This window comes from Citricoccus sp. K5, assembly GCF_902506195.1.
Taxonomy (GTDB): domain Bacteria; phylum Actinomycetota; class Actinomycetes; order Actinomycetales; family Micrococcaceae; genus Citricoccus.
Genome location: NZ_LR732817.1, coordinates 853,383 through 878,334 on the forward strand (window position 1 = coordinate 853,383; position 24,952 = coordinate 878,334).

20 protein-coding genes and 1 tRNA gene are annotated in these 24,952 nt (G+C 69.5%); 17 read left to right on the forward strand and 4 right to left on the reverse strand.

Annotated elements, in window-relative coordinates; translation table 11 throughout:
- Window positions 1-199 precede the first annotated feature (199 nt).
- The 6 genes from BOSE125_RS03695 (at window position 200) to BOSE125_RS03720 (ending at window position 7,229) form a co-directional block, all read left to right on the forward strand.
- Complete coding sequence (locus BOSE125_RS03695) at window positions 200-1,663, forward strand: GuaB1 family IMP dehydrogenase-related protein (RefSeq protein WP_159550053.1); 1,464 nt, start codon at window positions 200-202, stop codon at window positions 1,661-1,663.
- A 187-nt stretch (window positions 1,664-1,850) separates the two neighbouring features.
- Window positions 1,851-3,215 carry a hemolysin family protein gene (locus BOSE125_RS03700; RefSeq protein WP_159550056.1) on the forward strand — a complete coding sequence of 455 codons (1,365 nt, stop codon included), beginning with the start codon at window positions 1,851-1,853 and terminating at the stop codon, window positions 3,213-3,215.
- Between the two features lie 5 nt (window positions 3,216-3,220).
- On the forward strand, window positions 3,221-4,291 hold the full coding sequence (locus BOSE125_RS03705) for a hemolysin family protein (protein ID WP_159554652.1): 1,071 nt from the start codon (window positions 3,221-3,223) through the stop codon (window positions 4,289-4,291).
- 129 nt (window positions 4,292-4,420) lie between these two features.
- Entirely contained in the window at window positions 4,421-5,464 is a 1,044-nt protein-coding gene (locus BOSE125_RS03710) for a metal ABC transporter substrate-binding protein (RefSeq protein WP_159550059.1), read from the forward strand.
- Between the two features lie 5 nt (window positions 5,465-5,469).
- A complete protein-coding gene (locus BOSE125_RS03715; protein ID WP_236557796.1) occupies window positions 5,470-6,423 on the forward strand; it encodes a metal ABC transporter permease in 954 nt (317 codons plus the stop codon).
- Complete coding sequence (locus BOSE125_RS03720) at window positions 6,420-7,229, forward strand: metal ABC transporter ATP-binding protein (RefSeq protein ID WP_159550062.1); 810 nt, start codon at window positions 6,420-6,422, stop codon at window positions 7,227-7,229. Before BOSE125_RS03715 ends, BOSE125_RS03720 begins: the two co-directional genes overlap by 4 nt.
- On the opposite strand, the gene BOSE125_RS03725 is transcribed toward BOSE125_RS03720, so the two are convergent.
- Window positions 7,196-7,600, reverse strand: coding sequence for a Fur family transcriptional regulator (locus BOSE125_RS03725; protein ID WP_159550065.1), 405 nt, complete (start codon window positions 7,598-7,600; stop codon window positions 7,196-7,198). The two genes, BOSE125_RS03720 and BOSE125_RS03725, sit on opposite strands and share 34 nt — an antisense overlap.
- Before the next feature lie 112 nt (window positions 7,601-7,712).
- On the opposite strand from BOSE125_RS03725, the gene BOSE125_RS03730 reads away from it, so the two are divergent.
- The 3 genes from BOSE125_RS03730 to BOSE125_RS03740 all read left to right on the forward strand — a co-directional run bounded on the left by BOSE125_RS03730 (window position 7,713) and on the right by BOSE125_RS03740 (window position 9,813).
- Window positions 7,713-8,390: an MBL fold metallo-hydrolase gene (locus BOSE125_RS03730; protein ID WP_159550068.1), complete on the forward strand. Its 678-nt coding sequence runs from the start codon at window positions 7,713-7,715 to the stop codon at window positions 8,388-8,390.
- Complete coding sequence (locus BOSE125_RS03735; protein WP_159550071.1) at window positions 8,381-9,298, forward strand: sulfurtransferase; 918 nt, start codon at window positions 8,381-8,383, stop codon at window positions 9,296-9,298. Before BOSE125_RS03730 ends, BOSE125_RS03735 begins: the two co-directional genes overlap by 10 nt.
- Window positions 9,299-9,384: 86 nt before the next feature.
- Window positions 9,385-9,813 carry an HIT family protein gene (locus BOSE125_RS03740; RefSeq protein ID WP_159550074.1) on the forward strand — a complete coding sequence of 143 codons (429 nt, stop codon included), beginning with the start codon at window positions 9,385-9,387 and terminating at the stop codon, window positions 9,811-9,813.
- Window positions 9,814-9,853: 40 nt separating this feature from the next.
- On the opposite strand, the gene hrpA is transcribed toward BOSE125_RS03740, so the two are convergent.
- Window positions 9,854-13,966 (reverse strand): ATP-dependent RNA helicase HrpA, encoded by a 4,113-nt coding sequence (hrpA, locus tag BOSE125_RS03745; RefSeq protein WP_159550077.1) that lies wholly within the window; start codon window positions 13,964-13,966, stop codon window positions 9,854-9,856.
- A gap of 274 nt (window positions 13,967-14,240) precedes the next feature.
- Here hrpA and BOSE125_RS03750 point away from each other — a divergent pair, with 274 nt between their 5' ends.
- The 4 genes from BOSE125_RS03750 to putP all read left to right on the forward strand — a co-directional run bounded on the left by BOSE125_RS03750 (window position 14,241) and on the right by putP (window position 18,733).
- On the forward strand, window positions 14,241-15,263 hold the full coding sequence (locus tag BOSE125_RS03750) for an ABC transporter substrate-binding protein (protein ID WP_371300568.1): 1,023 nt from the start codon (window positions 14,241-14,243) through the stop codon (window positions 15,261-15,263).
- 10 nt (window positions 15,264-15,273) lie between these two features.
- Entirely contained in the window at window positions 15,274-16,260 is a 987-nt protein-coding gene (locus BOSE125_RS03755) for an ABC transporter permease (protein ID WP_159550080.1), read from the forward strand.
- Window positions 16,260-17,051, forward strand: a complete 792-nt coding sequence (locus tag BOSE125_RS03760) for an ABC transporter ATP-binding protein (protein WP_159550083.1) — start codon at window positions 16,260-16,262, stop codon at window positions 17,049-17,051. Before BOSE125_RS03755 ends, BOSE125_RS03760 begins: the two co-directional genes overlap by 1 nt.
- A gap of 140 nt (window positions 17,052-17,191) precedes the next feature.
- Entirely contained in the window at window positions 17,192-18,733 is a 1,542-nt protein-coding gene (gene putP / locus BOSE125_RS03765; RefSeq protein WP_159550086.1) for a sodium/proline symporter PutP, read from the forward strand.
- Between the two features lie 18 nt (window positions 18,734-18,751).
- Here the strand turns inward: putP and BOSE125_RS03770 are convergent, their stop codons facing one another.
- Entirely contained in the window at window positions 18,752-19,753 is a 1,002-nt protein-coding gene (locus BOSE125_RS03770) for an N-acetyltransferase (protein WP_159550089.1), read from the reverse strand.
- Between the two features lie 29 nt (window positions 19,754-19,782).
- Here BOSE125_RS03770 and BOSE125_RS03775 point away from each other — a divergent pair, with 29 nt between their 5' ends.
- A complete protein-coding gene (locus BOSE125_RS03775) occupies window positions 19,783-20,118 on the forward strand; it encodes an META domain-containing protein (RefSeq protein ID WP_159550092.1) in 336 nt (111 codons plus the stop codon).
- Window positions 20,119-20,177: 59 nt separating this feature from the next.
- Here the strand turns inward: BOSE125_RS03775 and BOSE125_RS03780 are convergent.
- Window positions 20,178-20,253 (reverse strand) — tRNA-Arg (locus tag BOSE125_RS03780).
- Window positions 20,254-20,382: 129 nt separating this feature from the next.
- Here BOSE125_RS03780 and argS point away from each other — a divergent pair.
- The 3 genes from argS to BOSE125_RS03795 all read left to right on the forward strand — a co-directional run bounded on the left by argS (window position 20,383) and on the right by BOSE125_RS03795 (window position 24,951).
- Entirely contained in the window at window positions 20,383-22,047 is a 1,665-nt protein-coding gene (gene argS, locus BOSE125_RS03785; protein ID WP_159550095.1) for an arginine--tRNA ligase, read from the forward strand.
- A gap of 2 nt (window positions 22,048-22,049) precedes the next feature.
- Entirely contained in the window at window positions 22,050-23,507 is a 1,458-nt protein-coding gene (lysA, locus tag BOSE125_RS03790; protein WP_159550098.1) for a diaminopimelate decarboxylase, read from the forward strand.
- A gap of 67 nt (window positions 23,508-23,574) precedes the next feature.
- Window positions 23,575-24,951, forward strand: coding sequence for a homoserine dehydrogenase (locus BOSE125_RS03795; RefSeq protein ID WP_159550100.1), 1,377 nt, complete (start codon window positions 23,575-23,577; stop codon window positions 24,949-24,951).
- Window position 24,952: the final 1 nt, after the last annotated feature.

The window sequence follows — 24,952 nt, forward strand, 5'->3', positions numbered from 1 at the left end:
CCTCTTCCGTAAGTTTCTGTCTGGTTCACCGGCGGGTGCATCCCTGCTGCGCGCCCCGCTCCGGTCCGCTCTGTTGGCGCGCCTCCCCAAGCATAGTGATACTTCGGCGTCAGGTTCCAACGCGCGCCGGGATTTTCTGCCAGCCAACGGCGAACTACGCGAGAACCACTCGCGAATCGGTTCGTGGGACCATGGGGCCATGGAATTCCTCACGACTCCGACCACCGATCTCACCTATGCGGATGTGTTCCTGGTTCCCTCGAAATCCGAGGTCACGAGCCGGATGGACGTGGACATCTCCGCCGACGACGCCACCGGCGCGACCATCCCGCTGGTGTCCGCCAACATGACCGCCGTGACCGGCCGCCGCATGGTGGAGACGATGGCCCGGCGCGGCGGTCTGGGCATCCTGCCGCAGGATGTACCCCTGGACGTCATCGGGCAGGTGGCGGGCTGGGTGAAGCACCGCCACCCCGTCTTCGAGACGCCCCTGCGGGTCCGTCCCACCGACACCGTGCTGGACGTGCTGCACCTGCTCGGCAAACGCAACCACCCGGCGGTCTGCGTGGTCGAGGGCGGGACGGGCGATGGCGGGGCGGGCGAGGAAGAGGTCTTCGCGGGCATCGTCCGCCGCGAGGACTGCGAGGGCGTGGACCGCTTCTCCTCGGTGGCCTCGGTGCTCCGTTCACCGGCGCTGACCTTCGAGGCCGGGACCTTCCCCTCTCTGCAGGAGGCCTTCGGCCAGCTGGACACGGCCGGTGTGGCCTATGCCCCGGTCCTGGACGGCACGTCGCTGGTGGGCGTGGTGACGCCCTCAGGGGCATTGCGCTCGGGGATGTTCGCCCCCGCGCTGGACCGGAACGGGGCGCTGGGTCTCGGCGCCGCCGTCGGGATCAACGGGGACGTGGCCGGGAGGGCCGCCGCCCTGGTGGAGTACGGCGTGGACGTGCTCGTGCTGGACACCGCGCACGGCCACCAGCAGAAGATGCTGGACGCCCTGGCGGCCGTGAAGTCCCTGGACCTGCCAGTTCCCGTGGTGGCCGGCAACGTGGTCTCGGCCGGCGGCGTGCGTGAGCTCGTGGCCGCTGGAGCGGACATCGTCAAGGTCGGCGTGGGGCCGGGCGCCATGTGCACCACCCGGATGATGACCGCCGTGGGCCGGCCCCAGTTCTCCGCGGTGCTGGACTGCGCCGCGGCCGCCCGGGACCTGGGCAAACATGTCTGGGCCGACGGCGGCGTCCGCTACCCGCGTGACGTCGCCCTGGCTCTGGCCGCTGGGGCCAGCCAGGTGATGATCGGCTCCTGGTTCGCGGGCACGGTCGAGTCCCCGGGGGACCTGGTGGTCGACGCCGACGGGCGCCAGTACAAAGAGAGCTTCGGCATGGCCTCGGCGCGGGCCGTGCAGAACCGCACCAAGGCGGAGGACGCCTATTCGCGGGCCCGCAAGGCCATGTTCGAGGAGGGCATCTCCACCTCGCGGATGTACCTGGACCCGGAGCGGCCCTCCGTGGAGGACCTGCTGGACATGATCACGGCCGGGGTGCGCTCCTCCATGAGCTACTCCGGCGCGAGTGACCTGGCCCAGTTCCGCGAGCGGGCCGTCGTCGGGGTGCAGTCCGCTGCCGGCTACGAGGAGGGGCGGCCGGTCCGGCAGTCTTGGTGAGACGCCGGTGAGACCCCGCGGGAAGTGTTCCGTATACTGGGGGACACTATGGACAGACACCGATCTGGTGCCACCGCCCGCCGCCGGGGATCCCTTCAGGATTCCGCCGTGGCCGGAACGGAGCCCTCTAGTACGTGCCCACTGAACGACCCGGCCGCTGACGGTCCCGCAGGGGGTGGGTGCTGACGTGGAATGGCTCCTGCTTGCCCTGGGCCTTCTGCTGGTCTTCGGTACCGGCTTCTTCGTGGCCGTGGAGTTCTCGATGATCGCCCTGGACGTTCCCACGGTCCAGCGTCTGGCGGACGAGGGCGACCGCGGCGCAGTGCCGTTGCTGAAGTGCCTGAAATCGCTCTCCACCCAGCTCTCCGCGTGCCAGCTCGGCATCACGCTGACGACCCTGCTGACGGGCTACCTGATGGAACCGTCCCTCGGCGCCCTCCTGGCGGGGCCGATGGCGTCCCTGGGGCTGAACGAGGCCACCGCCTCGACCGTCTCGATCGTGGTGGCCATGGTGGCCGCCACCCTCGCCTCGATGCTCATCGGCGAGCTGATCCCGAAGAACCTCTCGATCGCCCGGTCCATGCAGGTTGGCCGCGCCCTGGCACGTCCCATGCTGGCGTTCTCGCTGGTCTTCCGGCCGGTGATCTTCATCCTGAACGGCTTCTCCAACCGGGTGCTGCACCTGTTCGGCATGGAGGCCAAGGAGGAGATCTCCGGTTCGCGCACCCCGGAGGAGCTCTCCTCCCTGATCCGCCGGTCCGCCAAGATGGGCACCCTGGACGAGAAGACCGCCGTGTTCGTGGACCGCACCCTGCGGTTCTCCGATCGCACCGCGGCCGATGTGATGACCCCGCGCATCAGGATGGAGTCGATCGAGGTCGACGAGCCCCTGGACGCCGTCATCGAGACCGCCCGCCGCACGGGCTACTCCCGGTTCCCGGTCATCGGTGACTCCCCGGATGACGTCCGTGGGGTGCTCCACGTCAAGAAGGCCGTGGCGGTGCCGCGCGCCAAACGCCAGGAACTCGTGGCCGCCACCATCATGACCGACGTCGGCCGGGTCCCGGAAACCGTGCACCTGGACCAGCTGTTGACGGAGCTGCGCTCATCCAGCCTCCAGGTCGCCATGGTCGTGGACGAGTACGGGGGCACCGCCGGCATGGTCACCCTCGAGGACCTCGTGGAGGAGATCGTCGGCGAGGTCTCCGACGAGCACGACCGGGTCACCCCGGGCGTGCTCCAGACCGCCTCCGGAAAGTGGTACTTCCCGGCCCTGATGCGCCCCGACGAGGTCGGTGCGCAGATCCCGGCCCTGAAGGTGCCCGAGGACGGTTCCTATGACACGGTCGGCGGCTACATCATGGCCGTGCTCGGCCGGGTGGCCGAGGCCGGGGACACGGTGGCGGCCGACGGCGGCACGCTGGTGGTGGAGCGGATGGACGGGCGCCGCGTGGACCGGGTCAAGTTCGTGCCGAGCGCCCCGAACCTCGCCGCGGCCGAGGCGTCCGGTTCAGCCGGATCAGCTGATCAGCGGAAGGCGGCCCACCGATGAACGCGCTGAACAACGACGTCATGGGCATCGTGTGGCTGGTGGTGCTGCTGATCGCCAACGCCTTCTTCGTGGCCGGCGAGTTCGCCGTCATGGGCGCCCGCCGCAGCCAGATCGAGCCCAAGGCCGACGCCGGCTCGGGCCGGGCCCGGACCGCCCTGTTCGCCATGGAGCACGTCAGTCAGATGCTCGCCGTGTGCCAGCTCGGCATCACGGTCTGCTCACTGCTGATCCTCAATGTGTCCGAACCGGCCATCCATCATCTGCTCGTCATCCCGCTGGAGGGCATGGGGGTCCCGACGGCGGCCGCGGACGTCACGGCCTTCGTCATCGCCCTGCTGGTGGTCACCTTCCTTCACGTGACCTTCGGCGAGATGGTCCCGAAGAACGCCGCCGTCTCCATGGCGGACAAGGCGGTCATGCTCCTGGCCACCCCGCTGGTCTGGCTCAACAAGGTCCTGCACCCGGTGATCGTGGCCCTGAACTGGGCCGCCAACATCGTGCTGCGGGCCATGAAGGTCGAGCCGCAGGACGAGGTGAACTCGACCTACACCCTCGAGGAGGTCCAGTCGATCGTGGCCGAGTCCACCAGGACCGGTCTCGTGGACGACGGCTCCGGTCTGATCTCCGGCGCCCTGGAGTTCTCCGACTACACGGCCGAGGCCGTCATGGTGCCGGTCTCCGACGTGGTCTCCCTGCCGGCTGACGTCGCACCCAAGGCCTTCGAGACGGCGGTGGGCCGCACCGGATTCTCCCGCTTCGTGCTGGAGGACGGCGACGGCTCCTACACCGGGTACCTGCACCTCAAGGACGTCATGACCGTTCCCGGGGAGCGCTACCGGGAGCCCGTGCCGGTGACCAAGGTCCGGTCCATGGCCAACGTGTCCGTCACGGACGAGATCGAGGACGCCCTGAGCCTCATGCAGCGCACCGGTTCCCACGTGGCCCGGGTCATCTCGGCCGAGGGCGAGACCGTCGGGGTGCTGTTCCTCGAGGACGTGCTCGAGATCCTGGTGGGCGAGATCCACGATGCGACCCAGTCCAACAACCCCCTGAAGCTGCAGGCTCCGGGGCGGTAGCGGGCCGGAGGGCACCTGCGGGCGAAGCGAGACTCCTGCCCTGACCGCAGCACGGATTATTGGCAACGGTTCGCAGCATGCTAAGTTGACAACCGTTCTCAATAGATCTCACCGCCCGGAAGGCACCCCATGCACGAGACCCCGTCGACCGCCACCCGATCCGCCCTGGGGCGGTCCGGTCGGAGACGGTCCGGCACCGCGCGGACGCGCGTCCTGTCCCTGACGGGACTCGTCCTGGCCGGCACCGTCCTGGCCGGATGTGCGGGTGGGGGCTCCGGGGAGGGGGCCGCATCGGACGGGACAGAGCCCGTGGCCGTGGCCACCACCACCCAGCTCGGCAGCATCCTGGACAGCATCACCTCGTGCGCCGGGACCATCTCGTCCACGGTGATGGGCCCCGGTGACGACCCGCACGACTTCTCACCCTCCTCACGGCAGATCGCCGAGATGGCGGATGTCGGCCTGGTCGTCACCAACGGCCTCGGCCTCGAGGCGGGGATGCAGACGGCGCTGGACAATGCCGCGGCGGACGGGGCCCACCTGGTCGCGGTGGCCCCCGAGGTGGATCCGCTGCCGTTCGCGGAGCACGACGGGCATGAGGGCGGTTCCCACGAGGGCCACTCTCATGAGGGTCACTCCCATGAGGGTGAGGACCCGCACTTCTGGATGGACGTCGCCCGCATGGGCCAGGCGGCCGAGCTGATCGGGGCCGAGCTCGCCGAGGTCACTGGAGACGGACAGTATGCGGACTGCGGTACCCAGACGGCCGAGGAGCTGGCCGCAGTGGACGCCGAGGTGCGCCAGATCCTGGAGACCGTCCCCGAGGACCGCCGCACCCTGGTGACCGACCACGCCGCCTACAACTACTTCGCCGAGGCCTATGGGTTCGAGGTCGCCGGCGTGGTCATCCCCGGGGGCTCGACGGACTCCGAACCGTCCTCCGGCGAGCTGGCCGGACTGGTGACCCAGATGAACCAGGAGGGAGCGGATGCCCTCGTCACGGGTGCCGGATCCGGCAACAAGCTCGTGGGAGCGCTGTCCGCCGAGACCGGGGGAGAGGTCCCGGTCGTGGAACTCTACGAGGGTGGGATCGGCCCAGAGGGTTCCGGCGCCGAGACGTATGCCGACGCGATGGTGCTCAACGCCCGCACCCTCGCCGAGGCCCTACAGTGAGTGGCGTGCCGTTCCCCGTGTTCTCTGTGTTCTCCGTGTTTTCCGTGGATTGGCTGGTCGAGCCCTTCGCCCTGGGCTTCCAGCAGCGCGCCCTCGTCGGCGGCCTCGTGGCCGCGGTGATGTGCTCCGTGGTCGGCGTGTGGCTGGTGCTGCGCGGCATGAGCTTCTTCGGTGACGCCTTCGTCCATGGCGTGATCCCCGGCATCGCTGCCGCCGTGCTCTTCGGGTTCTCCCCGTACGTGGGAGCCGCCATCGCTGCGGCCGCCATGGTGGGCGGGATGCAGCTGATCTACCGCACCACCACGCTCAAGGAGGACACCTCCATCGGCCTGCTGTTCGTGGGCATGATGGCCCTCGGCGTGGTCCTGATCTCCAAATCCGAGTCCTATACGGGCTCGTTGACGGCCATCCTTTTCGGCGACGCCCTCGGTGTCAGCTGGGAGGACATCCGCACGCAGACCGTGATGGCCGTGGTGGTCATCGTCTTCGCCGTGCTGCTGTACCGGCCCCTGATGTCCCTCTCGTTCTCCCCGGCCAAGGCCCAGTCGCTGGGGATGCATCCGAAGCTCACGCACGGGCTGCTGCTCGTCCTCATCGCCACGGCCGTCATCGGCAGCTTCCAGGCCGTGGGGACGCTGCTGGTGTTCGGCCTGCTCGTCGGGCCGCCGGCCACCGCTGCCCTCGTCTCCCGAACGGTGCCGGTGATGATCACCTGGTCCGTGGCCATCGCGGTGGTCTCGGTCTGGTGCGGGCTGACCCTGAGCTACTACTGGGGCACGGCCGGCTCGGCGACCATGGCGCTGGTGCCGATCGTGCTGTTCTTCCTCGTGCTGGCCGTCCGGGAGGCGGTCCGGTGGGTGAGGCGGCGTGGACGCCCGGACGATCCGGCACATCCCTCACACCCACACCCGCAGGAGAGCGCGCTCAACGACGGGCTGGACGAGGGGGTGAGGGCATGAGCGGCTTCCTCGTCGAGGCGCGGGACCTCGTCCTCTCCCACGGCCACCAGATCGCCGTGCACTCCTCCTCGTTCCGTGTCCCGCTGGGCGGGGTCACCGCTGTCATCGGACCCAACGGGTCCGGTAAATCGACGCTCCTGCAGGCGATCGCGGGGGTGCTGGAGCCGGCGTCGGGCACCTTGACGGTGCTGGGTGGCTCGGTCCGGGACAGTCGGCAGCGCATCTCCTACGTCATGCAGTCCGTGGTCTTCCCGGTGGGGACGCCGATGACCGTGCGGGATGTGGTCCGGATGGGCCGCTATCCGGCCGCGGGGTGGCTGCGGCCGTTCACGAAGGCCGACCGCGCGGCCGTACGGGACGCCATGGAACAGATGAAGGTCGAGGACCTGGCGGGCCGCCACCTGGATGAGCTCTCCGGCGGCCAACGGCAGCGGGTCTACGTGGCCCAGGGGCTGGCCCAGGGCCATGAGGTGCTCATGCTGGACGAGCCGATGACCGGACTCGACATCAACTCGGCCCGCACCATCGACCGCATCATCCACGCCGAGACCACGCACGGACACTCCGTGGTCCTCACCACGCATGACCTGGACGAGGCGCGCGCCGCTGACCACGTCATCCTCGTGCACGGCCGGGTGGTGGCCTCCGGCCGCCCCGAGCACGTCATGACGCGCTCGAACCTGGAGGCCGTCTACGGCCTGGGCTCCCTGCACGGCTCCGCGGACGGCGACGCCCCGGTCCTCGTGGACCCGGACTGCACGGCGAACGAGGTTCAGGAGCGGGAGCAGTCGGGACAGATCCCGTAGATCTCCACCGTGTGCTCCACCTCGGTGAACTCGTGCTCGGACGCGATCCGGGCCGCCCACTGCTCCACGGCGGGGGCCTCGATCTCCACCGCGCGGCCGCAGCGGCGGCAGACCAGGTGGTGGTGGTGGGTCTGGGCCTCGCAGCGGCGGAACAGGGATTCGCCGTCATCCGGATTCAGCACGTCCACCAGACCGTCCTGCTGTTGTTGCTGGAGGACGCGGTACACCGTGGCCAGGGAGACCTGCTCGCCGCGCTCCTTGAGGACGGAGAAGAGTTCCTGGGCGCTGACGAAGTCGGTGAGCTCGTCCAGGGCGCGGTTCACGGCGGTCTTCTGCCGGGTGGAGCGGCTTTTCACGGGTCCGGCATTCATCCAGGCAAGGCTACCAGCGTCCTCGTCGCATGGGGCCGTCGAGCCGGGCAGCATGAGACCGGAAGGGAACTCGTGCCTGACGTGGAGCACCTTCCTCCGTTAGGGTGGAGCGGTGCCTAGCCAGATAGTCCTCACCAAGTACGGCCATGCGTGTATCCGGCTCGAGAAGGACGGGCGTCGCCTCGTCCTCGATCCGGGGAATTTCAGCGATATCCCCGTGGCCCTCGACGGCGCCGAACACATCCTCGTCACGCACGAGCACGCCGACCACCTCGACGACGGCCCGGTCCTGGAGTACCTGGCGGCACACCCGGACGTGACGGTGAGGGCGCCCGTCGCCGCGGTGGCCAGATTGGCCGCAACGGCGCCCTCCTCCAGTGTGGATCCGGACCGGATCATCCCCACGGGCCCCGGGGAGGAATTCGAGACGGCTGGGTTCGCGGTGCGGACCGTGGGCGGCCAGCACGCCGTGATCCACCCGCAGATCCCCGTGGTGGCCAATACGGGCTATCTGATCGACGGCCTCGTCTACCACCCGGGGGACAGCTACATCGTCCCCCCGGGCCCGGCCCCGGACACCCTGTTGGTACCCCTGAGTGCACCGTGGAGCAAGCTGTCCGAGATGGTGGACTTCATCACCGCCGTCCGTCCCCGCCAGGCCATCCCGGTGCACGACGGCCTGCTCAACGACCGCGGGCTGCCGATGTACCGCAGGCAGGCCACCACCTTCGCCGAGCGCTACGGCACCGAACTGACCGTCCTGGAGGAGGGTGAGAGCACGTGGATCTAGCGTCCCAGCCCCCCGTCCTCGTCGACGTGGGGGTCCTGGCCTCCTGGCAGGGCCGTGACAGCTCCGTGTCGGCCGACCCGCCGGCCGGCTTCGTGGGACGCGAGCCCGCGCCGACGGAGGAGACCCTCAAGATCCTGGACGTGCGGTGGACGCCGATGGGCTCCGGCAACGGCCATGAGGAATACCTCCGCGGCCACATCCCCGGGGCGGTCTTCGTGAGCATGGGCAGCCAGCTCGCCGGCCACTACGGACCGCGGGAGGGCCGCCATCCGCTGCCCGATCCGGCCCGCTTCGGGGACACCGTCCGCATGCTCGGCCTCAACGACGGTGACACCGTGGTGGTCTACGACGATGCCCACGGCACCTCCGCTGCCCGCGCCTGGTGGCTGTTGCGGCATGCCGGGGTGGAGAAGGCCTACCTCCTCGACGGCGGGCTGTCCGCCTGGCGGGCGACGAACCTGCCGCTGCAGGCCGGGGACGTCATCCCCCGGCCCGGGCGGGCCCGGACCACGTGGGGGCAGATGCCGGTGCTGACCATGGATGATGCCGCCGTGCTGCCCGAGGACGGGGTGCTGCTCGATGCCCGTGCGGCGGAGCGATACCGCGGCGAGGCCGAGCCGCTGGACCCCCAAGCCGGCCACATCCCCGGGGCGGTCAGCGCACCGACCGCGGACAATGTGGACGAGAGCGGGCACTTCCGGCCGGCCGGCGAGCTCGCCGAACGGTTCCGGGCGCTGGGCGTGGACGAGGCCGGCATCGTGGGCGCCTACTGCGGTTCCGGCGTGAGCGCGGCCCACCAGATCGCGGCACTGCATGTCGCCGGGGTCCCGGCCGCCCTGTACCCGGGGTCCTGGTCGGCCTGGTCCAATACCCCGGGACGGCCCGTGGCCACCGGGGAACGGCCGTGACGCCGGCCCCGCGTGGACCGATGCCGGTCCCGCGGGGGAAGATCGAAGCAGCAGTGAGCACCAGTCCCGTACCAGGAGGCCACACCATGAGCACCGTCTTCACCCGCATCATCAACGGAGAACTGCCCGGCCGGTTCGTCTGGAAGGACGAGACGTGCGTGGCGTTCCTCTCGATCGGACCTCTGACCCAGGGCCACACCCTCGTGGTGCCGCGGGCAGAGGTCGATCTCTGGACCGACGCCGAACCCGAGCTGGTCTCCCACCTGATGACCGTCGCGCAGGCCATCGGCCAGGTGCAGGTGCAGGCCTTCAACGCGCACCGGGCGGGACTCATGGTGGCCGGCTATGAGATCCCGCACCTGCACGTGCACGTCTGGCCGTCGAACTCCCTGGATGACTTCGACCTGGACCAGGTGGACAACAACCCCGAGCCCGAGGACCTCGACGAGGCCGCGGACCGAATCCGGGCCGGGCTGCGGGTGGCCGGCCACACGGAGCACGTGCCCGAGGACTGAGCCGATCCCGGAGCTGCCTGCCGGCCCTGGAGCAGAGGGGCTAGCCGGCAGCCTGCTTCAGGGCCTGGCGCACCCGCTTCTCTGAGACGGAGACGGCGGTCCCCAGGTCCTGCGCGAAGTAGCTGATGCGCAGCTCCTCGATGAGCCACCGGACCGCGTCCAGCGCCGGCGGGGTGGACTGGCCGGCGGGCAGCTTCCGCACCTCGGCGTCGAAGGCGTCCTCGAGACCCTGCACCACGGCCATGTCCCGGGCATCGCGTTGCACCTGGCCGCCAGCCTTGAGCTTGTCGATCCGCCGGAGCATGCCCTGCAGGTACCGGGGCAGGTGTTGCAGATGTGCCCACCCGGTGGCGGCGACGAAGCCCGGGAACACCAGCTGCTCCAGGTGGGCCTTGATGTCGTTCAGGGCGGGAGCCATGGCCAGGGACACCGACCCCTTGAGCTCCTTGCGCACCTGGGTGGCCCGGGACAACACCTGCTCCACGATGGCCGTCACCGCGAAGACGGTGTCGATCACCTCGGCCCGTACGGTGGTGAACAGTCGGCGGAACTCGGTCTCGGTGAACGGCAGGGACGCCGGTACCAGACGGTCCACGGCGGCGCGGGTGCAGTCGTTGATCAGCTGCTCCACCGAACCGTGGGGATTCTGCGTGAACGTCAGCTTCTCCCGGTTGTCCAGGTGGTCCAGGACGTAGCGCTGCGGGCTGGGCACCAGCGCCAACAACAGGTTCACGACGCCGGCCCGGTGCGCGGCCTGCTGGTCCGCCTCGGTGCGGTACACCGTCAGGCCTGCGGCGGGCGACCCGTCCCGGGCGGTCTCGGCGGTCAGTCCCGGATAGCCGGTGATCCGCTGCCTGCCTGAGCCGGCCGAACCTGCCGAGATCTCGGTGTCCACCTTCCGGGGAATGTCCCCGACCACCCAGTCGGTCAGGCCGTGCCGCTCGGCGAAGGCAGTCCTGGCCGGGGCGGAGGCGGGACGGCCGTCGGAATGGGGGTGGGCATCGCGCCGGACGCTCTGCGGCGATGGTGCAGAGCTGGCACCATCGCCTGCACCATCGCCTGCACCACCGGCGCGGGCGAGCGACTCCGCGATGGCCGTGCGGTTCGCCCCGGCCAGCCGGCCCTGGAGCGCGGCGAGGTCCTGGCCGGTGCCCATAATGGCGCCACGGGCGTCCACCACACGGTAGTCGGGCACCAGGTGCGGCGGGATGGCGGTCAGGTCCCAGGACCCCGGGGGGATGACCACGCCCTTCATCCGCCGCAGGGCCAGTTCCAGGGCGGGCAGCAGGTCGTCCGCAGCGGGGTCCGCGTCCCGGTCCAATTGCTCGACGGCGGCCCGCGCCACATCCGGTGCCGGCACGAAATTCTTGCGCACGGCCTTGGGCAGGGAGCGGATCAGGGCCGTCACCAGGTCGACACGCAGCCCGGGGACGAGCCAGCGGAACCGCTCCGGGTCCATCTGGTTGAGCATCAGGATCGGGATGAGGACGGTGATGCCGTCTGACTCGCCAGCCCCCGCCGCCGGGTTGAAGTCGTAAGACAGCTCGAGGTCGATTCCGCCCCCGTCCGTGGGGTGGTGGAACACCGTGGGGAACTGGTCCGTGTCCAACTCCCCGGTGTCCACGGCCAGGAGCGCCCGCTGATCGAGGTCCAGCAGGTCCGGGGACGTCTGCCGCGTCTTCTTCCACCAGGAGTCGAAGTGGCGCTCGGAGACGACCGTGGCGGGGATGCGCGCGTCGTAGAAGTCGAAGAGGTCCTGGTCCGAGACGCGGAGATCGCGGCGGCGCAGGCGCGTCTCGAGGTCCTCGATCTCGGCCAGGGCTGTCCGGTTGCGTGCGAAGAAGTGGTGCCGGGTCTTCCAGTCGCCTTCCACCAGGGCGTGGCGGATGAACAGCTCACGGGAGCCGGCCGGGTCGATCCGCCAGAACTGGACCTGACGGTCCGGGATCAGGGTGATACCGAACAGGGTGACCTTCTCCCGGGCGACCACCGAGCCGGAGCGCCGGGACCAGTGGGGCTCGTTGTAGGTCCGCTTCGCCAGGGCACCGGCGGCCTCCACGGCCCAGACAGGATCGATCTTCGCCACCATCCGGGCCCAGAGCCGGGAGGTCTCCACGAGCTCCGCCGCCATGACGAAGGCATGCCTCTTCTTGAACAGGGCCGAGCCCGGGAATACCGCGAACCTCGTGTTGCGGGCGCCCTGGTAGTCGCGCTTGCGCTCGTCCCACGCTCCGATGTGGGACAGCAGTCCGGTCAGCAGGGACCGGTGCACGGGCTCATGCTGACCCACCGGGTCCACGGGCCCGGCGGAGACGGAGATGCCCAGCGGCTTGGCCAGCTGGCGCAGCTGCTGGACCAGGTCCTGCCACTCGCGGACGCGCAGGTAGTTGATGTACTCGGTGCGGCACATCCGGCGGAACTGGTTCCCGGAGAGTTCCTTCTGCTGTTCGCGCAGATAGGCCCACAGGTTCAACAGCGACGAGAAGTCCGAGTTCTCGTCCTTGAAACGGGAGTGCTGCTCATCGGCCTGGGCGCGCTGTTCGGTGGGGCGCTCTCGGGGGTCCTGGATGGTCAGGGCCGCCGCGAGGACCATGACCTCGCGCACGCAACCGCGCTCGCCGGCCTCCACGATCATCCGTCCCAGACGCGGGTCCACGGGGAGCCGGGCCAGCTTCCGGCCGACCGGCGTGATGGTGCCCTTGGGATAGGATCTGCCGCGCTCATCCGGCTGGCCGCTGTTCAGTGCCCCCAGCTCGGTCAGCAGGGCCGCACCGTCGCTGACCTGCCGGGAGTCCGGCGGCTGCAGGAAGGGGAAGTCGCCGACGTCGGCCGGGGTGGTCGCCACGCCCATGGAGCACATCTGCAGGATGACGGCCGCGAGATTGGTGCGCAGGATCTCCGGGTCGGTGAACTCGGCGCGTGACTCGAAGTCCTCCTGCGAGTAGAGGCGGATCGCGATGCCGTCCGAGGTGCGGCCCGAACGCCCGGACCGCTGGTTGGCGCTGGCCTGGCTGATGCGCTCGATCGGCAGCCGCTGGACCTTGGTGCGGTGGGAGTACCGGGAGATGCGGGCCGTACCGGTGTCGATGACGTACTTGATCCCGGGAACGGTCAGCGAGGTCTCGGCCACGTTGGTCGCCAGGACGATGCGCCGCCGGGGGCCGGTGGAGAACACGCGGTGCTGTTCCGCCATGGACAGCCGCCCGTAGAGCGGCAGGATCTCCGCGTTCCCGAGGCGGCGGTTGGCGGCGACCCGGGGTGCCAACGCCTCCGCGGCGTCACGGATCTCGCGCTCGCCGGAGAAGAACACGAGGATGTCCCCGTCCGGCTCGCGGGACAGCTCGTCCACGGCATCGCAGACCGCGTCCACGGGATCGCGGGACTCCTCGTCCGTGTCAGCGTCGAATCCCGAGGAGCCGGAGGACCCGTCGTCCTCGTCGCCCGGACCTACCGCACTGCCCGGAGCACCGTCACGGCGCGGGGCGTCCAGAGGGCGGTAGCGAATCTCCACGGGGAAGGTGCGGCCGGAGACCTCGATGATCGGGGCCGGCTCGTCCTGACCAGCGGCATCGGGCAGTGCGAAGTGGGCGGCGAAGGACTCCGGATCGATGGTCGCGGAGGTGATGATGACGCGCAGGTCGCGGCGCCGGGGCAGCAGGCGCTTGAGGTATCCGAGCAGGAAGTCGATGTTGAGACTGCGCTCGTGGGCCTCATCGATGATGATCGCGGAGTACCTGGACAGCAACTGGTCGTGCTGGATCTCGGCGAGCAGGATGCCGTCCGTCATGACCTTGACCCGGGTCCGTGCGGACGTCTGGGCCGTGAAGCGGACCTGGTAGCCGACGTCGGAGCCGATTTCCGTGCCGAGTTCGTGGGCGATGCGTTCGGCCACGGAGCGGGCGGCCAGGCGCCGGGGCTGGGTGTGACCGATCATCCGCTCGGCATCCAGCACGCCCTCGTCCGCCAGCTCGAGGAGCATCTTGGGCAGCTGGGTGGTCTTCCCCGACCCGGTCTCGCCGGCCACGATGACGACCTGGTGGTCGCGGATGGCACCCATGATCCGGTCCCGTTCGGCGGAGACCGGCAGGTTCGGTGGGTACTCCAGGCGGATGGTGGAGGCGTGCACGGAGGGGTGCGTCGTAGCATCGGACATGGCACCGGCCAGTCTACGGGGCACGCGGGCGGGCGGGCATGCCCCCCTCGGCATCGAACAGGCGTACTATCCAACGGCCAGGTCTGGACAGGAGAGGCTGCCAGCGCCGCGACGGTGGACGAAACCGGGGTGCTGACCGTTCGAGGAGGACAGACGGTCCGATAAGTGATCCGTGTTACGTCAAACGCGACTAGGGTGGGTAACCGTCGTACCCCGGATCCCTCGCACCGGCGCACCAGCGTCCGCCCGGCGTACGCGGTGGTGAAAGGACCCCATGATGCTCGGTAGCCAGAAGAACCGCACCGGACTCCGTGCAGGAGCGCTGCTCGCCGTCTCCGCACTCGCTCTGACGGCCTGCGGCAACGACGGAGGCGACGGCGGCTCCGCGACCGAGGGCGGCGATGGCGCCGAGTCCTATTCGATCGGTGTATCCCAGTTCCTCTCCCACGCCTCCCTGGACGCGGCCCGCTCCGGGTTCGAGGCACGGATCGAGGAGTCCGGCCTGGACATCACCTTGGACGTCCAGAACGCCCAGGGCGACCAGGCGACGGCCAACACCATCGCCGGTTCCTTCGCCTCCGCGGACCACGACCTCGTGCTCGCGATCGCCACCCCGTCCGCGCAGACCGCCGCCCAGGCCATCACCGACATCCCGGTGCTCTTCACCGCCGTGACCGATCCGGTCTCGGCCAACCTGGTGGAGTCGAACGAGGCACCGGGCGGCAATGTCACGGGTACCTCCGATGCCAACCCCGTGCTGGAACAGCTGACCCTGCTGACCGAACTGGACCCGGAGGCCGCGACGGTGGGCATCGTCTACTCCTCTGGTGAGGTCAACTCCGAGGTCCAGGTCGAATGGGCCAAGGAGGCCGCGGAGGAACTGGGCCTGGAGATCGTCGAGGCCACCGTCTCCAACTCCTCAGAGGTGCAGCAGGCCGCGAACTCGCTCTCCGACGTCGACGCCCTGTACGTGCCCACCGACAATGCGGTGGTGTCCGCCCTGGAGACCCTGATCGGTGTGGCCCAGGAGCGCCAGATCCCGCTGATCCCCGCCGAGGGCGATTCAGTGGAACGCGGCGGAGTGGCCACGTACGGCCTGAGCTATGAACAGCTCGGTGCGCAGACGGCGGACATGGCCCTCCGCATCCTGACCGAGGGTGCAGACCCGGCCACCATGCCGGTGGAGACCCTGACCGAACCGGAGCTGTACGTGAACCCGGACGCCGCCGAGGCCATGGGCGTGGAGATCCCGCAGTCAATGATCGACGAGGCCGACCACGTGGTGGGCCAGGAGTAGGCGTCCCTTCATGAACACCGCCATCGAACTGGGCCTGATCTACGCGATCATGGCCCTCGGGGTCTACGTGACCTTCCGTATCCTCGACTTCCCTGACCTGACGGTGGACGGCTCGTTCACCACGGGTGCGGCAGTCGCCGCCATCTCCATCGTCAACGGGGTGAACCCGTTTCTGACCTTCCTGCTGGCGTTCGTGGCGGGATTCCTGGCAGGCGTGATCACGGGGCTGCTGCACACCAAGGGACGCATCAACGGCCTGCTGGCCGGGATCCTCACCCAGATCGCGCTGTACTCGATCAACCTGCGGATCATGGCCAAGGCCAACGTCCCCCTGCTGGGCGAGGAGACGGCCATCAGCCCGCTCAAGGACGCCGGCCTGATCGGAGGCTGGGGTTCCATCGGCATCTTCGCGGCCGTGGCCATCCTGCTGGCGCTCATCCTGGCCTGGTTCCTGCACACGGACCTCGGCTTGGCGATGCAGGCCACGGGTGACAACGAGAAGATGATCCGCTCCTACGGGGTCAACACGGACAACCAGAAGATCCTGGGCCTGGCCCTGTCCAACGCCCTCGTCGGAGTCAGCGGGGCCGTGGTCGCTCAGTTCCAGGGCTTCGCGGACATCGGCATGGGCATCGGCCTCATCATCGCCGGCCTGGCGTCCGTGATCCTCGGCCAGGCCATCTTCGGCACGCGCTCGATCCTCGTGGCTGTCCTGGCCGTCATCGCCGGGTCCGTCCTCTACCGGGTGGCCATCCAACTGGCCCTGACGGTGGGGCTGGACCCGAACGACATGAAGCTCGTCTCGGCCGTGCTGGTGGTGATCGCCCTGGTGGTACCCCAGATGCCCTTCTTCCGGCGCCGCAAGGCGCTGGTGAACCGGGCCGACCCGGGCGGTGCCGCCGCCGCGGGGGCCGAGGCGGCGGCACCGCCGGCGGGCGCGACCGCCGGGGCATCCGCAGGCGCACCGGACGCCCCCACGGCAGGAGGAACCCGCTGATGCTGACTCTGACGGACGTGAACAAGACGTTCTTCCCGGGCACCGTCAACGAGCGGCGTGCCCTGCGGGGGATCGACCTGCACCTGCGCGAGGGCGACTTCGTCACGGTGATCGGCTCCAACGGCGCCGGCAAGTCCACGGTGCTGAATGTGATCTCGGGCGGACTGGGGCCGGACTCCGGCACCGTGACGATCGACGGCCGCAACGTCACTCGGCTCAAGGACCACCGCCGGGCCGCCCTGGTGGGCCGGGTCTTCCAGGATCCGATGGCGGGAACCGCGCCGCACCTGAGCATCGAGGAGAACATGGCGATCGCGGACAAGCGCGGTGCCACCCGGATGCTGGGTCGAGGCGTCACCAACGCCAAGCGCCGCCGATTCACGGAGGCGCTCTCCGTGCTCGAGCTGGGCCTCGAGAACCGGCTCAAGGCCAAGGTCGGACTCCTCTCCGGTGGCCAGCGGCAGGCCCTCAGCCTGCTCATGGCCACATTCTCGGACCCGCGGATCCTGCTGTTGGACGAGCACACCGCCGCCCTGGATCCGCAGCGTGCCGAGCTCGTGACCCGGCTGACCGAGCAGATCGTCACGGACCAGGGGCTCACCACGCTGATGGTCACGCACAACATGGAGCAGGCGCTGCGGGTGGGCAACCGCCTCGTCATGATGCACGACGGCCAGATCATCCTCGACCTGGACGAGGAGCAGAAGCGCGGCAAGACCGTGCGGGACCTGCTCGGCGAGTTCGAGAAGATCAAGGGGGCCACGCTGGACGACAAGACCCTGCTCCAGTAGGCACCGGGGCCGGGCCGCCTTCCGGCGATCCGCACCTGACCGGTACGGCGGCTGGCAGTGACCCCCTGCACGTGAAAGGGTGACTCCACCGCACCCTGATGTCGAGGTCCCGGGCCATGATGAGCCCTAGGGACGAGGAGATGATGGATACCACCTTCAAACTCATAGCGATCCTGTTGTACTTCGCCGCGATGCTGGCCATCGGCTTCTACGCGTCCCGGAAGAACAACGACCTCGACGACTACATGCTCGCCGGTCGCAAACTCCCGCCGTTCGTGGCGGCGCTCTCCGCCGGCGCCTCGGACATGTCCGGCTGGCTGCTCCTCGGCCTGCCCGGCGCGGTCTACGCGTCCGGCCTGGTGGAGGCCTGGATCGCCGTCGGCCTGACCATCGGCGCCTGGCTGAACTGGAAGTTCATCGCGCCGCGCCTGCGGGCCTACACCGAGGTGGCCCGGAACTCCATCACCATCCCCTCGTTCCTGGAGAACCGCTTCCGTGACCGCACCCACCTGCTGCGGATCGTGGCCGGTGGAATCGTGCTGGTGTACTTCACCTTCTACGTGTCCTCCGGCATGGTGGCCGGCGGCAAGTTCTTCGAGTCCTCGTTCGGCTCGACCTACCTCGTCGGCATGCTGCTCGTGGCGGGCGTGACCATCGTCTACACCCTGTTCGGCGGCTTCCTCGGTGCCTCGCTCACGGACGTGGCGCAGGGCCTGCTCATGCTGGCCGCACTCATCGCCGTCCCGGTGGTCGCCCTCATCAACGTGGGTGGCTGGGGCGAGATGGTCGACCTGATCGGGTCCGCGGACGCCGGGATGGAGGAGGGCACCAACCGGCTGTCCTTCCTGGCCAACGCCACGTGGGTCGGCGTGATCTCCGCCTTGGCGTGGGGCCTGGGGTACTTCGGGCAGCCACACATCATCGTCCGCTTCATGGCCCTGCGGTCGGCGAAGGACGCCGTGGCCGGACGTCGCATCGGCGTGGCCTGGATGGCGATCTGTGCCTTCGGCGCCGTCATGACCGCGCTGGTGGGCATCGCCTACTTCCAGGCGAATCCCGGCATCACACTGGACGATCCGGAGACGGTGTTCCTGGTCCTGGCCCAGATCCTGTTCCACCCCTTCGTGGCCGGTCTGGTCCTCGCGGCCGTGCTGGCCGCCGTGATGTCCACGATCTCCTCCCAGCTGATCGTGTGCTCCTCCGCCCTGGTGGAGGACCTCTACAAGCTCTTCGGCCGCAAGGCCAGTGCCCGGAACGAGCTGTGGCTGGGCCGCGGCGGGGTCATCCTGGTGGCCATCATCGCGATCCTCATCGCCCTCGATCCCGAGGCCAGTGTCCTGGACCTCGTTAGTTTCGCCTGGGCGGGCTTCGGCGCCTCCTTCGGGCCGGTGGTGATCCTGGCGCTGTTCTGGAAGAAGTTCAACGCCTGGGGCTCCCTGTCCTCACTGGTGGTCGGCGCCGTCATCGTCTTCTGGTGGGGCAACATGCCGGACGAGGCCTGGGGTGGGGCCTTCGAGATGTACGAGATCGTGCCCGGCTTCGTGCTGGCCGCCATCGTGGGCATCATCGTCTCCCTGGTGACCCACCGCTCGGAGGCCGCGGAGACGGCCGAGATCAGCGCCGAGTTCGACGAGGCCGTCGCGGTCTCCAAGGGCAAGGAGTTCGTCACCTCGGAGGCCTGAGATGCACGGTAGGACGGTTCACCCGGGGTGCTGAGCCGTCACCCGTGGCCCCCGGTAACCGCGCAGTGCCGCGTCCTGCCGCATCCCCAGGGACAGGTACAGGGCGTGCGCAGCCTTCCGGGACTCGCGCACCGTCAGGTGCAGCATCCCAGGATCTCCCGCAGCCAGGAGCCGTTCGGCGAGACCGATCACGAGCCGGCGGCCCAATCCGTGGCGCCGAGCCTCGGGGACCACGGCCGTGAAGTCCACATAGGCCTGGCCGTCGTCCTGGAGAGATCCCGCAGCGTAGCCCAGCACCGCCCCGGTGGAATCCTCGGCCACCACGGTGTGGTGGCGGGAGAGCAACTGGGCGGCCGTCGCGTAGGCCTCGCCGAACTCGGCCGTGTGCAGCGGTTCCAGGAGCCCGACGTCGGCCGGTCCCGCCGGCCGGATACGCACCGGTTCGCGGAGGCGCACCGTCGGCGCCGCGCCGGCGTCGGGCCCGGTGTGCTGTTCGGCTTGTTCGGCCTGTTCCGTCTGTTCCCTCTGTACTGCCGGCTCCGACCACCGCGCCGCCGTAGAAGCCGGGGCCACCATGGCGTAGTTCACCTCCGTGGCGGTCCAGCCCAGGTCGGCGGCCAGGGCGGCCATGGACCCGTTCGCCACGTGGCCGCACATCTCGAAGCGTTCGATGCCCGCCGGGACGGCATCACACACCGCAGCCACCAGGGCGGCGCCGTGGCTGGCCACCTGCTCGGGACGGCCCCACGGTCCGTGGACCCAGGCCATTGACGGCTCCGGGTCCCAGTCGACGGTGCACGCGGCGATGACCGTGCCGTCCTGTTCCACGACCCTCAGGCCACGCAACCAGGGCTGGCCCAGGCCCTCGAGTTCGGCCTCGATCCCGGCGGCATCGTCCCCGAGGAACGCGGTGCCGGTGGCGGGATCCTGCTGGCAGGCGACGATGAAGGCCAGGGCGGCGCTTCTCTCCGCTGTGCTGCCGTCCACCGCGTCTCCCGCCACCGGGTTGCTCTCGACCATGAGGGAATCGTCTGCCCTACGATGGCGTGATGGAAGAGCTCGCCGCCGAACTCATCGATCACCGTTGGGGCTCCGACGCCCCGGGCCAACCGTGGCTGGGCTTCGAGGCCGGGGGCCGGCTGCACGGTTCCGACGGCTGCAATCGCCTGATGGGGGAGTGGACCCTGACGGCGCAGCGGGCCGACTTCGGCCGTCTGGTCTCGACGATGATGTTCTGCGAGGGCGTGGACACCTGGCTCAACGGCGCCGTGTCCGCACGGCTCCTCCATGACGCTTCCGGAGATCGGCTCGAGGTCCTCGATGCGGCGGGCCGGGTCATCGGCGTCCTGCCGCGGACCGTCCCGGACACCGGGGTTACCGCGTGACGATCCGGCCGTGGGTGACGCCGATGACACGGCCATGAGGAGAGAAAAAGAGGAGATAATGGTGCCCCCGGCAGGAATCGAACCTGCGGCCTTCTGCTCCGGAGGCAGACGCTCTATCCCCTGAGCTACGGAGGCGGGGGTCTCTCAATCGGCGGGCCGATCAGGACTTGATAACCCTACCCCATGCGGGGCCGGTGCGGGAAACCGGCCAGCGGTCCCACGTCGGTTACGGGCGGAGACCGCCAGAACATTAGACTGTCGCGGGTGACCCCCGAAGACCTTTCCACAGCCCTGGCCGCTTGCCTGCAGGATGCCGTTGATTCCGGCGAGATCTCTGTGGAGGTGCCCACCACGATCAAGGTGGAGCGACCGAAGAACCGAGAGCACGGTGACTGGGCCACCAACGTGGCCATGCAGCTGGGCAAGAAGGCCGGCCTGGCCCCGCGAGACCTCGCGGCGCTGCTCTCCGAGAGGCTGGCGCAGGTCCCCGGCGTGGACCGGGTGGACATCGCCGGCCCCGGATTCCTGAACATCACGCTCGACGCCGCGGCCGCGGGGGAGCTGGCCCGCACCGTCGTCGAGGCCGGAGCAGCGTATGGCCGGAACACCGCCCTGGCGGGCAGCGTGGTCAATATGGAGTTTGTCTCCGCGAACCCCACGGGTCCCCTGCACATCGGCCACACCCGCTGGGCCGCGCTCGGCGACGCGATCTCCCGGCTGCTGCGCGCCTCCGGAGCCGAGGTCACGGCCGAGTACTACATCAACGACGCCGGCCACCAGATGAACGTGTTCGCCCAGTCGGTCTACAACCGCCTGCACGGCCTGCCCGTGCCGGAGGGCGGCTACCCGGGCGGGTACATCCAGGACCTGGCCACCCAGGTGCGCACCGAACACCCGGACATCATGACCCTCACCGAGCAGGCGGCCCTTCCGGTCATCCGCGAGGCGGCCTACCGCCACCAGATGCAGGACATCCGGGACACGCTCAAGACCTTCGGCGTGCACTTCGATGTCTGGTTCTCGGAGAGGGAGCTGCACGAGTCCGGGGCCATCGGCCATGCCGTGCAGCGTCTGCGCGAGCAGGGTCACATCGACGACCGTGAGGGCGCCGTCTGGCTGCGCACCACCGACTTCGGGGATGACAAGGACCGCGTGCTCATCCGCGCCAACGGCGAGCCCACCTACTTCGCCGCGGATGCCGCGTACTACCTGTCCAAGAAGGACCGCGGCTTCATCGAGAAGATCTACCTGCTCGGCGCGGACCACCACGGCTACGTCGGCCGCCTCAAGGCCATCGCCGCCTGCGCCGGTGATGACCCGGGACGCAACATCGAGGTGCTCATCGGCCAGCTGATCTCCGTCAACGGAGCCAAGCTGTCCAAGCGGGCCGGCAACATCATCGAGCTCAAGGACCTCATCGACTGGCTCGGGGCGGACGCGCTGCGCTACTCACTGGCCCGGTACCCGGCGGACTCCCCGATCACCATCGACCCGGAGATCCTCACGTCGAAGACCAATGACAACCCGGTGTTCTACGTGCAGTACGCCCATGCCCGGTCCCGGGGGGCGGCACGCACGGCCGAGGCGGCCGGCGTCGACCGTTCCGTCTTCGACGCCGCGCTGCTGACGCACGCGACCGAATCGGATCTGCTGGCCCGGCTGGGCGAATTCCCGTCGATCGTGGCCCAGGCCGCCGAATTCCGCGAACCGCACCGCGTGGCCCGCCACCTGGAGGTCATCGCCGGCGCCTACCATTCCTGGTATGCCGCGTGCCGGATCGTGCCCGTGGCCGAGGGCCGGGCCGGCGACATCCAGCCGGGGGAGATCACCGACCTCAACCGCACCCGCCTGTGGCTCAACGAGGCCACCGCGCAGGTGCTCGCCAATGGACTCGACCTGCTGGGCGTGAGCGCCCCGGAACGGATGTGACCGTGACTTCTTCGACTGCCCAGGTCTCGCCCCTGGCACCCGACTGGCTCGACTACCCCGAAGACCCGAATGCCCTGGTCACCAAGCTCTGGGCCTCCGGAGTGGAACGGAACGACGACGGCGAGATCGCCGTCCAGGGCCTGCCCGCCTCCCAGCTGGCCCGGGACTACGGGACACCGCTCCTGGTCCTCGACGAGGATGACTTCCGCTCGCGGGCCCGGGCCTTCCGCGACGCCTTCAACGAGGCCTTCGCGGACCTGTGCGGCGGCGTGGACGTCTACTACGCCGGCAAGTCGTTCCTCTGCACCCCCGCGGCCCGCTGGGTGACGGAGGAGGGCCTGCGCCTGGACACCGCCTCCGGGGGCGAGATGGCCACCGCGCTGCGCGCGGGCGTCGATCCGGCGCACATCGGACTGCACGGCAACAACAAGTCCGATGACGAGATGCGCCGGGCCCTGGCCGCCGGGGTGGGGCGGATCGTGGTGGACTCCCTGGACGAGCTGGACCGGCTCACCGAGCTGGCCGCCGAGGCCGGCGCGGTCGCGCCCGTGATGCTGCGGCTGACGCCCGGAGTGCACGCCCACACCCATGAGTTCATCGCCACCGCCCACGAGGACCAGAAGTTCGGTCTCTCGATGGTGGGGCCGGCGGGAATCGACGGGACGGCTGGAACGGCCGGGTCGCCGGCCGCAGAGGCCGTCGCGCGGGCGCTGGCCGCCGGGTCCATCGACCTGCGCGGACTGCACTGCCACATCGGCTCGCAGATCTTCGAGCCCGAGGGCTTCGGCGTGGCCGCAGAGAAGCTGTTGGGCTTCCTCGCCGAGATCAAGGCGGAGCACGGCGTCGAGCTGGAGGAGCTGGACCTCGGCGGCGGGCACGGCATCGCCTACACCGCCGCGGATACCCCGCGGACGCCGCAGGACATCGCCACCACGCTGGCCGGCGTGGTCGGCGCTGCCTGCACGGCGCTGGGGATGGCCTGCCCCCGGATCTCGATCGAGCCCGGCCGTGCCATCTCCGGCCCGGCCGCCTTCACCCTGTACGAGGCCGGTGTCCGCAAGACCGTGACCGTGGACGGTGACCAGGGCGCCACCCATCCGCGCCGCTACGTCTCCGTGGACGGGGGCATGTCGGACAATGCCCGCCCGGTCCTCTACGAGGCCGACTACTCCGTGGCGTTGGCCTCCCGTGCCTCCGGCGCCCCGGCGGTCCTCTCCCGGGTGGTGGGCAAGCACTGCGAGTCCGGGGATATCGTCGTCAAGGATGCCTACCTCCCGGACGACGTGGCCCGCGGCGATCTGCTGGCCGTGCCCGCCACCGGTGCGTACTGCCATTCGCTGTCCAGCAACTACAACATGCTCACCCGGCCGGCCGTCGTCGCGGTCCAGGGCGGGCAGGCACGCGTGATCATCCGCCGCGAGACCGAAGAGGACCTCTTCGCCCGCGAGACCGGTCTGTAGCGGAGCCGACTTTTCCACCCTGACTTTTCCGCCCGACTTTTCCATCTCCCAGAACCAACGGAGGACCATGACCGTCACGACCCCGTCCGCTCCGCACGCCTCGCAGCCGGCCCTGAAGATCGCGCTGCTGGGCGCCGGCACCGTCGGCTCCCAGGTGGCGCGGATCCTCACGGAGGACGCCGAGATGCTGGCCGCCCGCGTGGGCACGCGCCTGGAACTGGCCGGCGTCTTCGTCCGCAATCCGGACGGACGTCGCGACTACCAGCTGCCCCGCGAGCTGTACACCACGGACGCCGAGGCGCTGGTGGACTCCGCCGACATCGTGCTGGAGCTGATGGGTGGCATCGAGCCCGCCAAGTCGCTCATCGAACGGGCCATCGGCAACGGCTCAGCCGTGGTCACGGGCAACAAGGCCCTGCTCGCCCAGTCCGGCTCGGAGTTGTTCGCGGCCGCCGCGGAGGCCGGCACCCAGCTCTCCTTCGAGGCGTCCGTGGCCGGGGCCATCCCCATCCTGCGCCCGCTGCGGGACTCCCTGGCGGGGGACACCGTCACCCGCGTGATGGGCATCGCCAACGGCACGACGAACTACATCCTGGACCAGATGGACACCACCGGGGCAGCTTTTGATGATGCCCTCGCCGATGCCCAGGAGCTCGGCTACGCTGAGGCCGACCCGACGGCGGACATCGAGGGCCATGACGCGGCCGCCAAGGCTGCGATCCTGGCCAATCTGGCCTTCCACGCACCGTTCCGGATCGACGAGGTCTACTGCGAGGGCATCACCAGGATCACCGCCGCGGACAATGAGGCCGCCTCCGAGGCCGGCTACGTCATCAAGCTGCTGGCGATCGCCGAGCGGATCACGGCTGGTGACGGGACCGCCGGCGCCGTCCTGCGCGTGCATCCGACACTGTTGCCGCGCGAACACCCGCTGGCCGCCGTCCGCGGCGCGTTCAACGCCGTCTTCGTCGAGGCGCAGAACGCCGGCGAACTGATGTTCTACGGCCCCGGTGCCGGCGGGGCCCCCACGGCCAGCGCCGTCATGGGGGACACCGTCTCCATCGCCCGCCGGCTGGTCCGCGGCGGTGCCGGGCGCACGCACACCCCGCGCTCCGTGGTGCCGGCCCTGCCCGTGGGGGAGGCACGCACAAGCTACATGGTGGTCATCCGGGTGGCGGACCGCCCCGGCGTACTGGCCGCCATCGCCTCGGCCGTCGCCCAACACGGTGTCTCGATCGTGTCCATGCGCCAGGTCCCCCTGGCGGAGGACGACCTCGTCGTCGAGGAATCCGACGAGGCCTACACCGATGAGGCACCCGAGTCTCTCCTGCGCATCATCACGCACGAGGCCAAGGAGCAGAACCTGGCGGCCACCGTGGCCACCATCAAGGAACTGGACGTGGTGACCGAAGTGGTTTCGGTCCTGCGAGTCGAAGGGAACTGAA

Excerpts from the sequence above, each read along its gene's own strand:
- BOSE125_RS03695 (WP_159550053.1), top strand. The coding sequence starts at position 200 with ATGGAATTCCTCACGACTCCGACCACCGATCTCACCTATGCGGATGTG.
- BOSE125_RS03710 (WP_159550059.1), top strand. The coding sequence starts at position 4,421 with ATGCACGAGACCCCGTCGACCGCCACCCGATCCGCCCTGGGGCGGTCC.
- BOSE125_RS03720 (WP_159550062.1), top strand. The coding sequence starts at position 6,420 with ATGAGCGGCTTCCTCGTCGAGGCGCGGGACCTCGTCCTCTCCCACGGC.
- BOSE125_RS03725 (WP_159550065.1), bottom strand. The coding sequence starts at position 7,600 with ATGAATGCCGGACCCGTGAAAAGCCGCTCCACCCGGCAGAAGACCGCC.
- BOSE125_RS03740 (WP_159550074.1), top strand. The coding sequence starts at position 9,385 with ATGAGCACCGTCTTCACCCGCATCATCAACGGAGAACTGCCCGGCCGG.
- hrpA (WP_159550077.1), bottom strand. The coding sequence starts at position 13,966 with ATGTCCGATGCTACGACGCACCCCTCCGTGCACGCCTCCACCATCCGC.
- BOSE125_RS03750 (WP_371300568.1), top strand. The coding sequence starts at position 14,241 with ATGATGCTCGGTAGCCAGAAGAACCGCACCGGACTCCGTGCAGGAGCG.
- BOSE125_RS03755 (WP_159550080.1), top strand. The coding sequence starts at position 15,274 with ATGAACACCGCCATCGAACTGGGCCTGATCTACGCGATCATGGCCCTC.
- BOSE125_RS03760 (WP_159550083.1), top strand. The coding sequence starts at position 16,260 with ATGCTGACTCTGACGGACGTGAACAAGACGTTCTTCCCGGGCACCGTC.
- putP (WP_159550086.1), top strand. The coding sequence starts at position 17,192 with ATGATGGATACCACCTTCAAACTCATAGCGATCCTGTTGTACTTCGCC.
- BOSE125_RS03770 (WP_159550089.1), bottom strand. The coding sequence starts at position 19,753 with ATGGTCGAGAGCAACCCGGTGGCGGGAGACGCGGTGGACGGCAGCACA.
- BOSE125_RS03775 (WP_159550092.1), top strand. The coding sequence starts at position 19,783 with ATGGAAGAGCTCGCCGCCGAACTCATCGATCACCGTTGGGGCTCCGAC.
- BOSE125_RS03795 (WP_159550100.1), top strand. The coding sequence starts at position 23,575 with ATGACCGTCACGACCCCGTCCGCTCCGCACGCCTCGCAGCCGGCCCTG.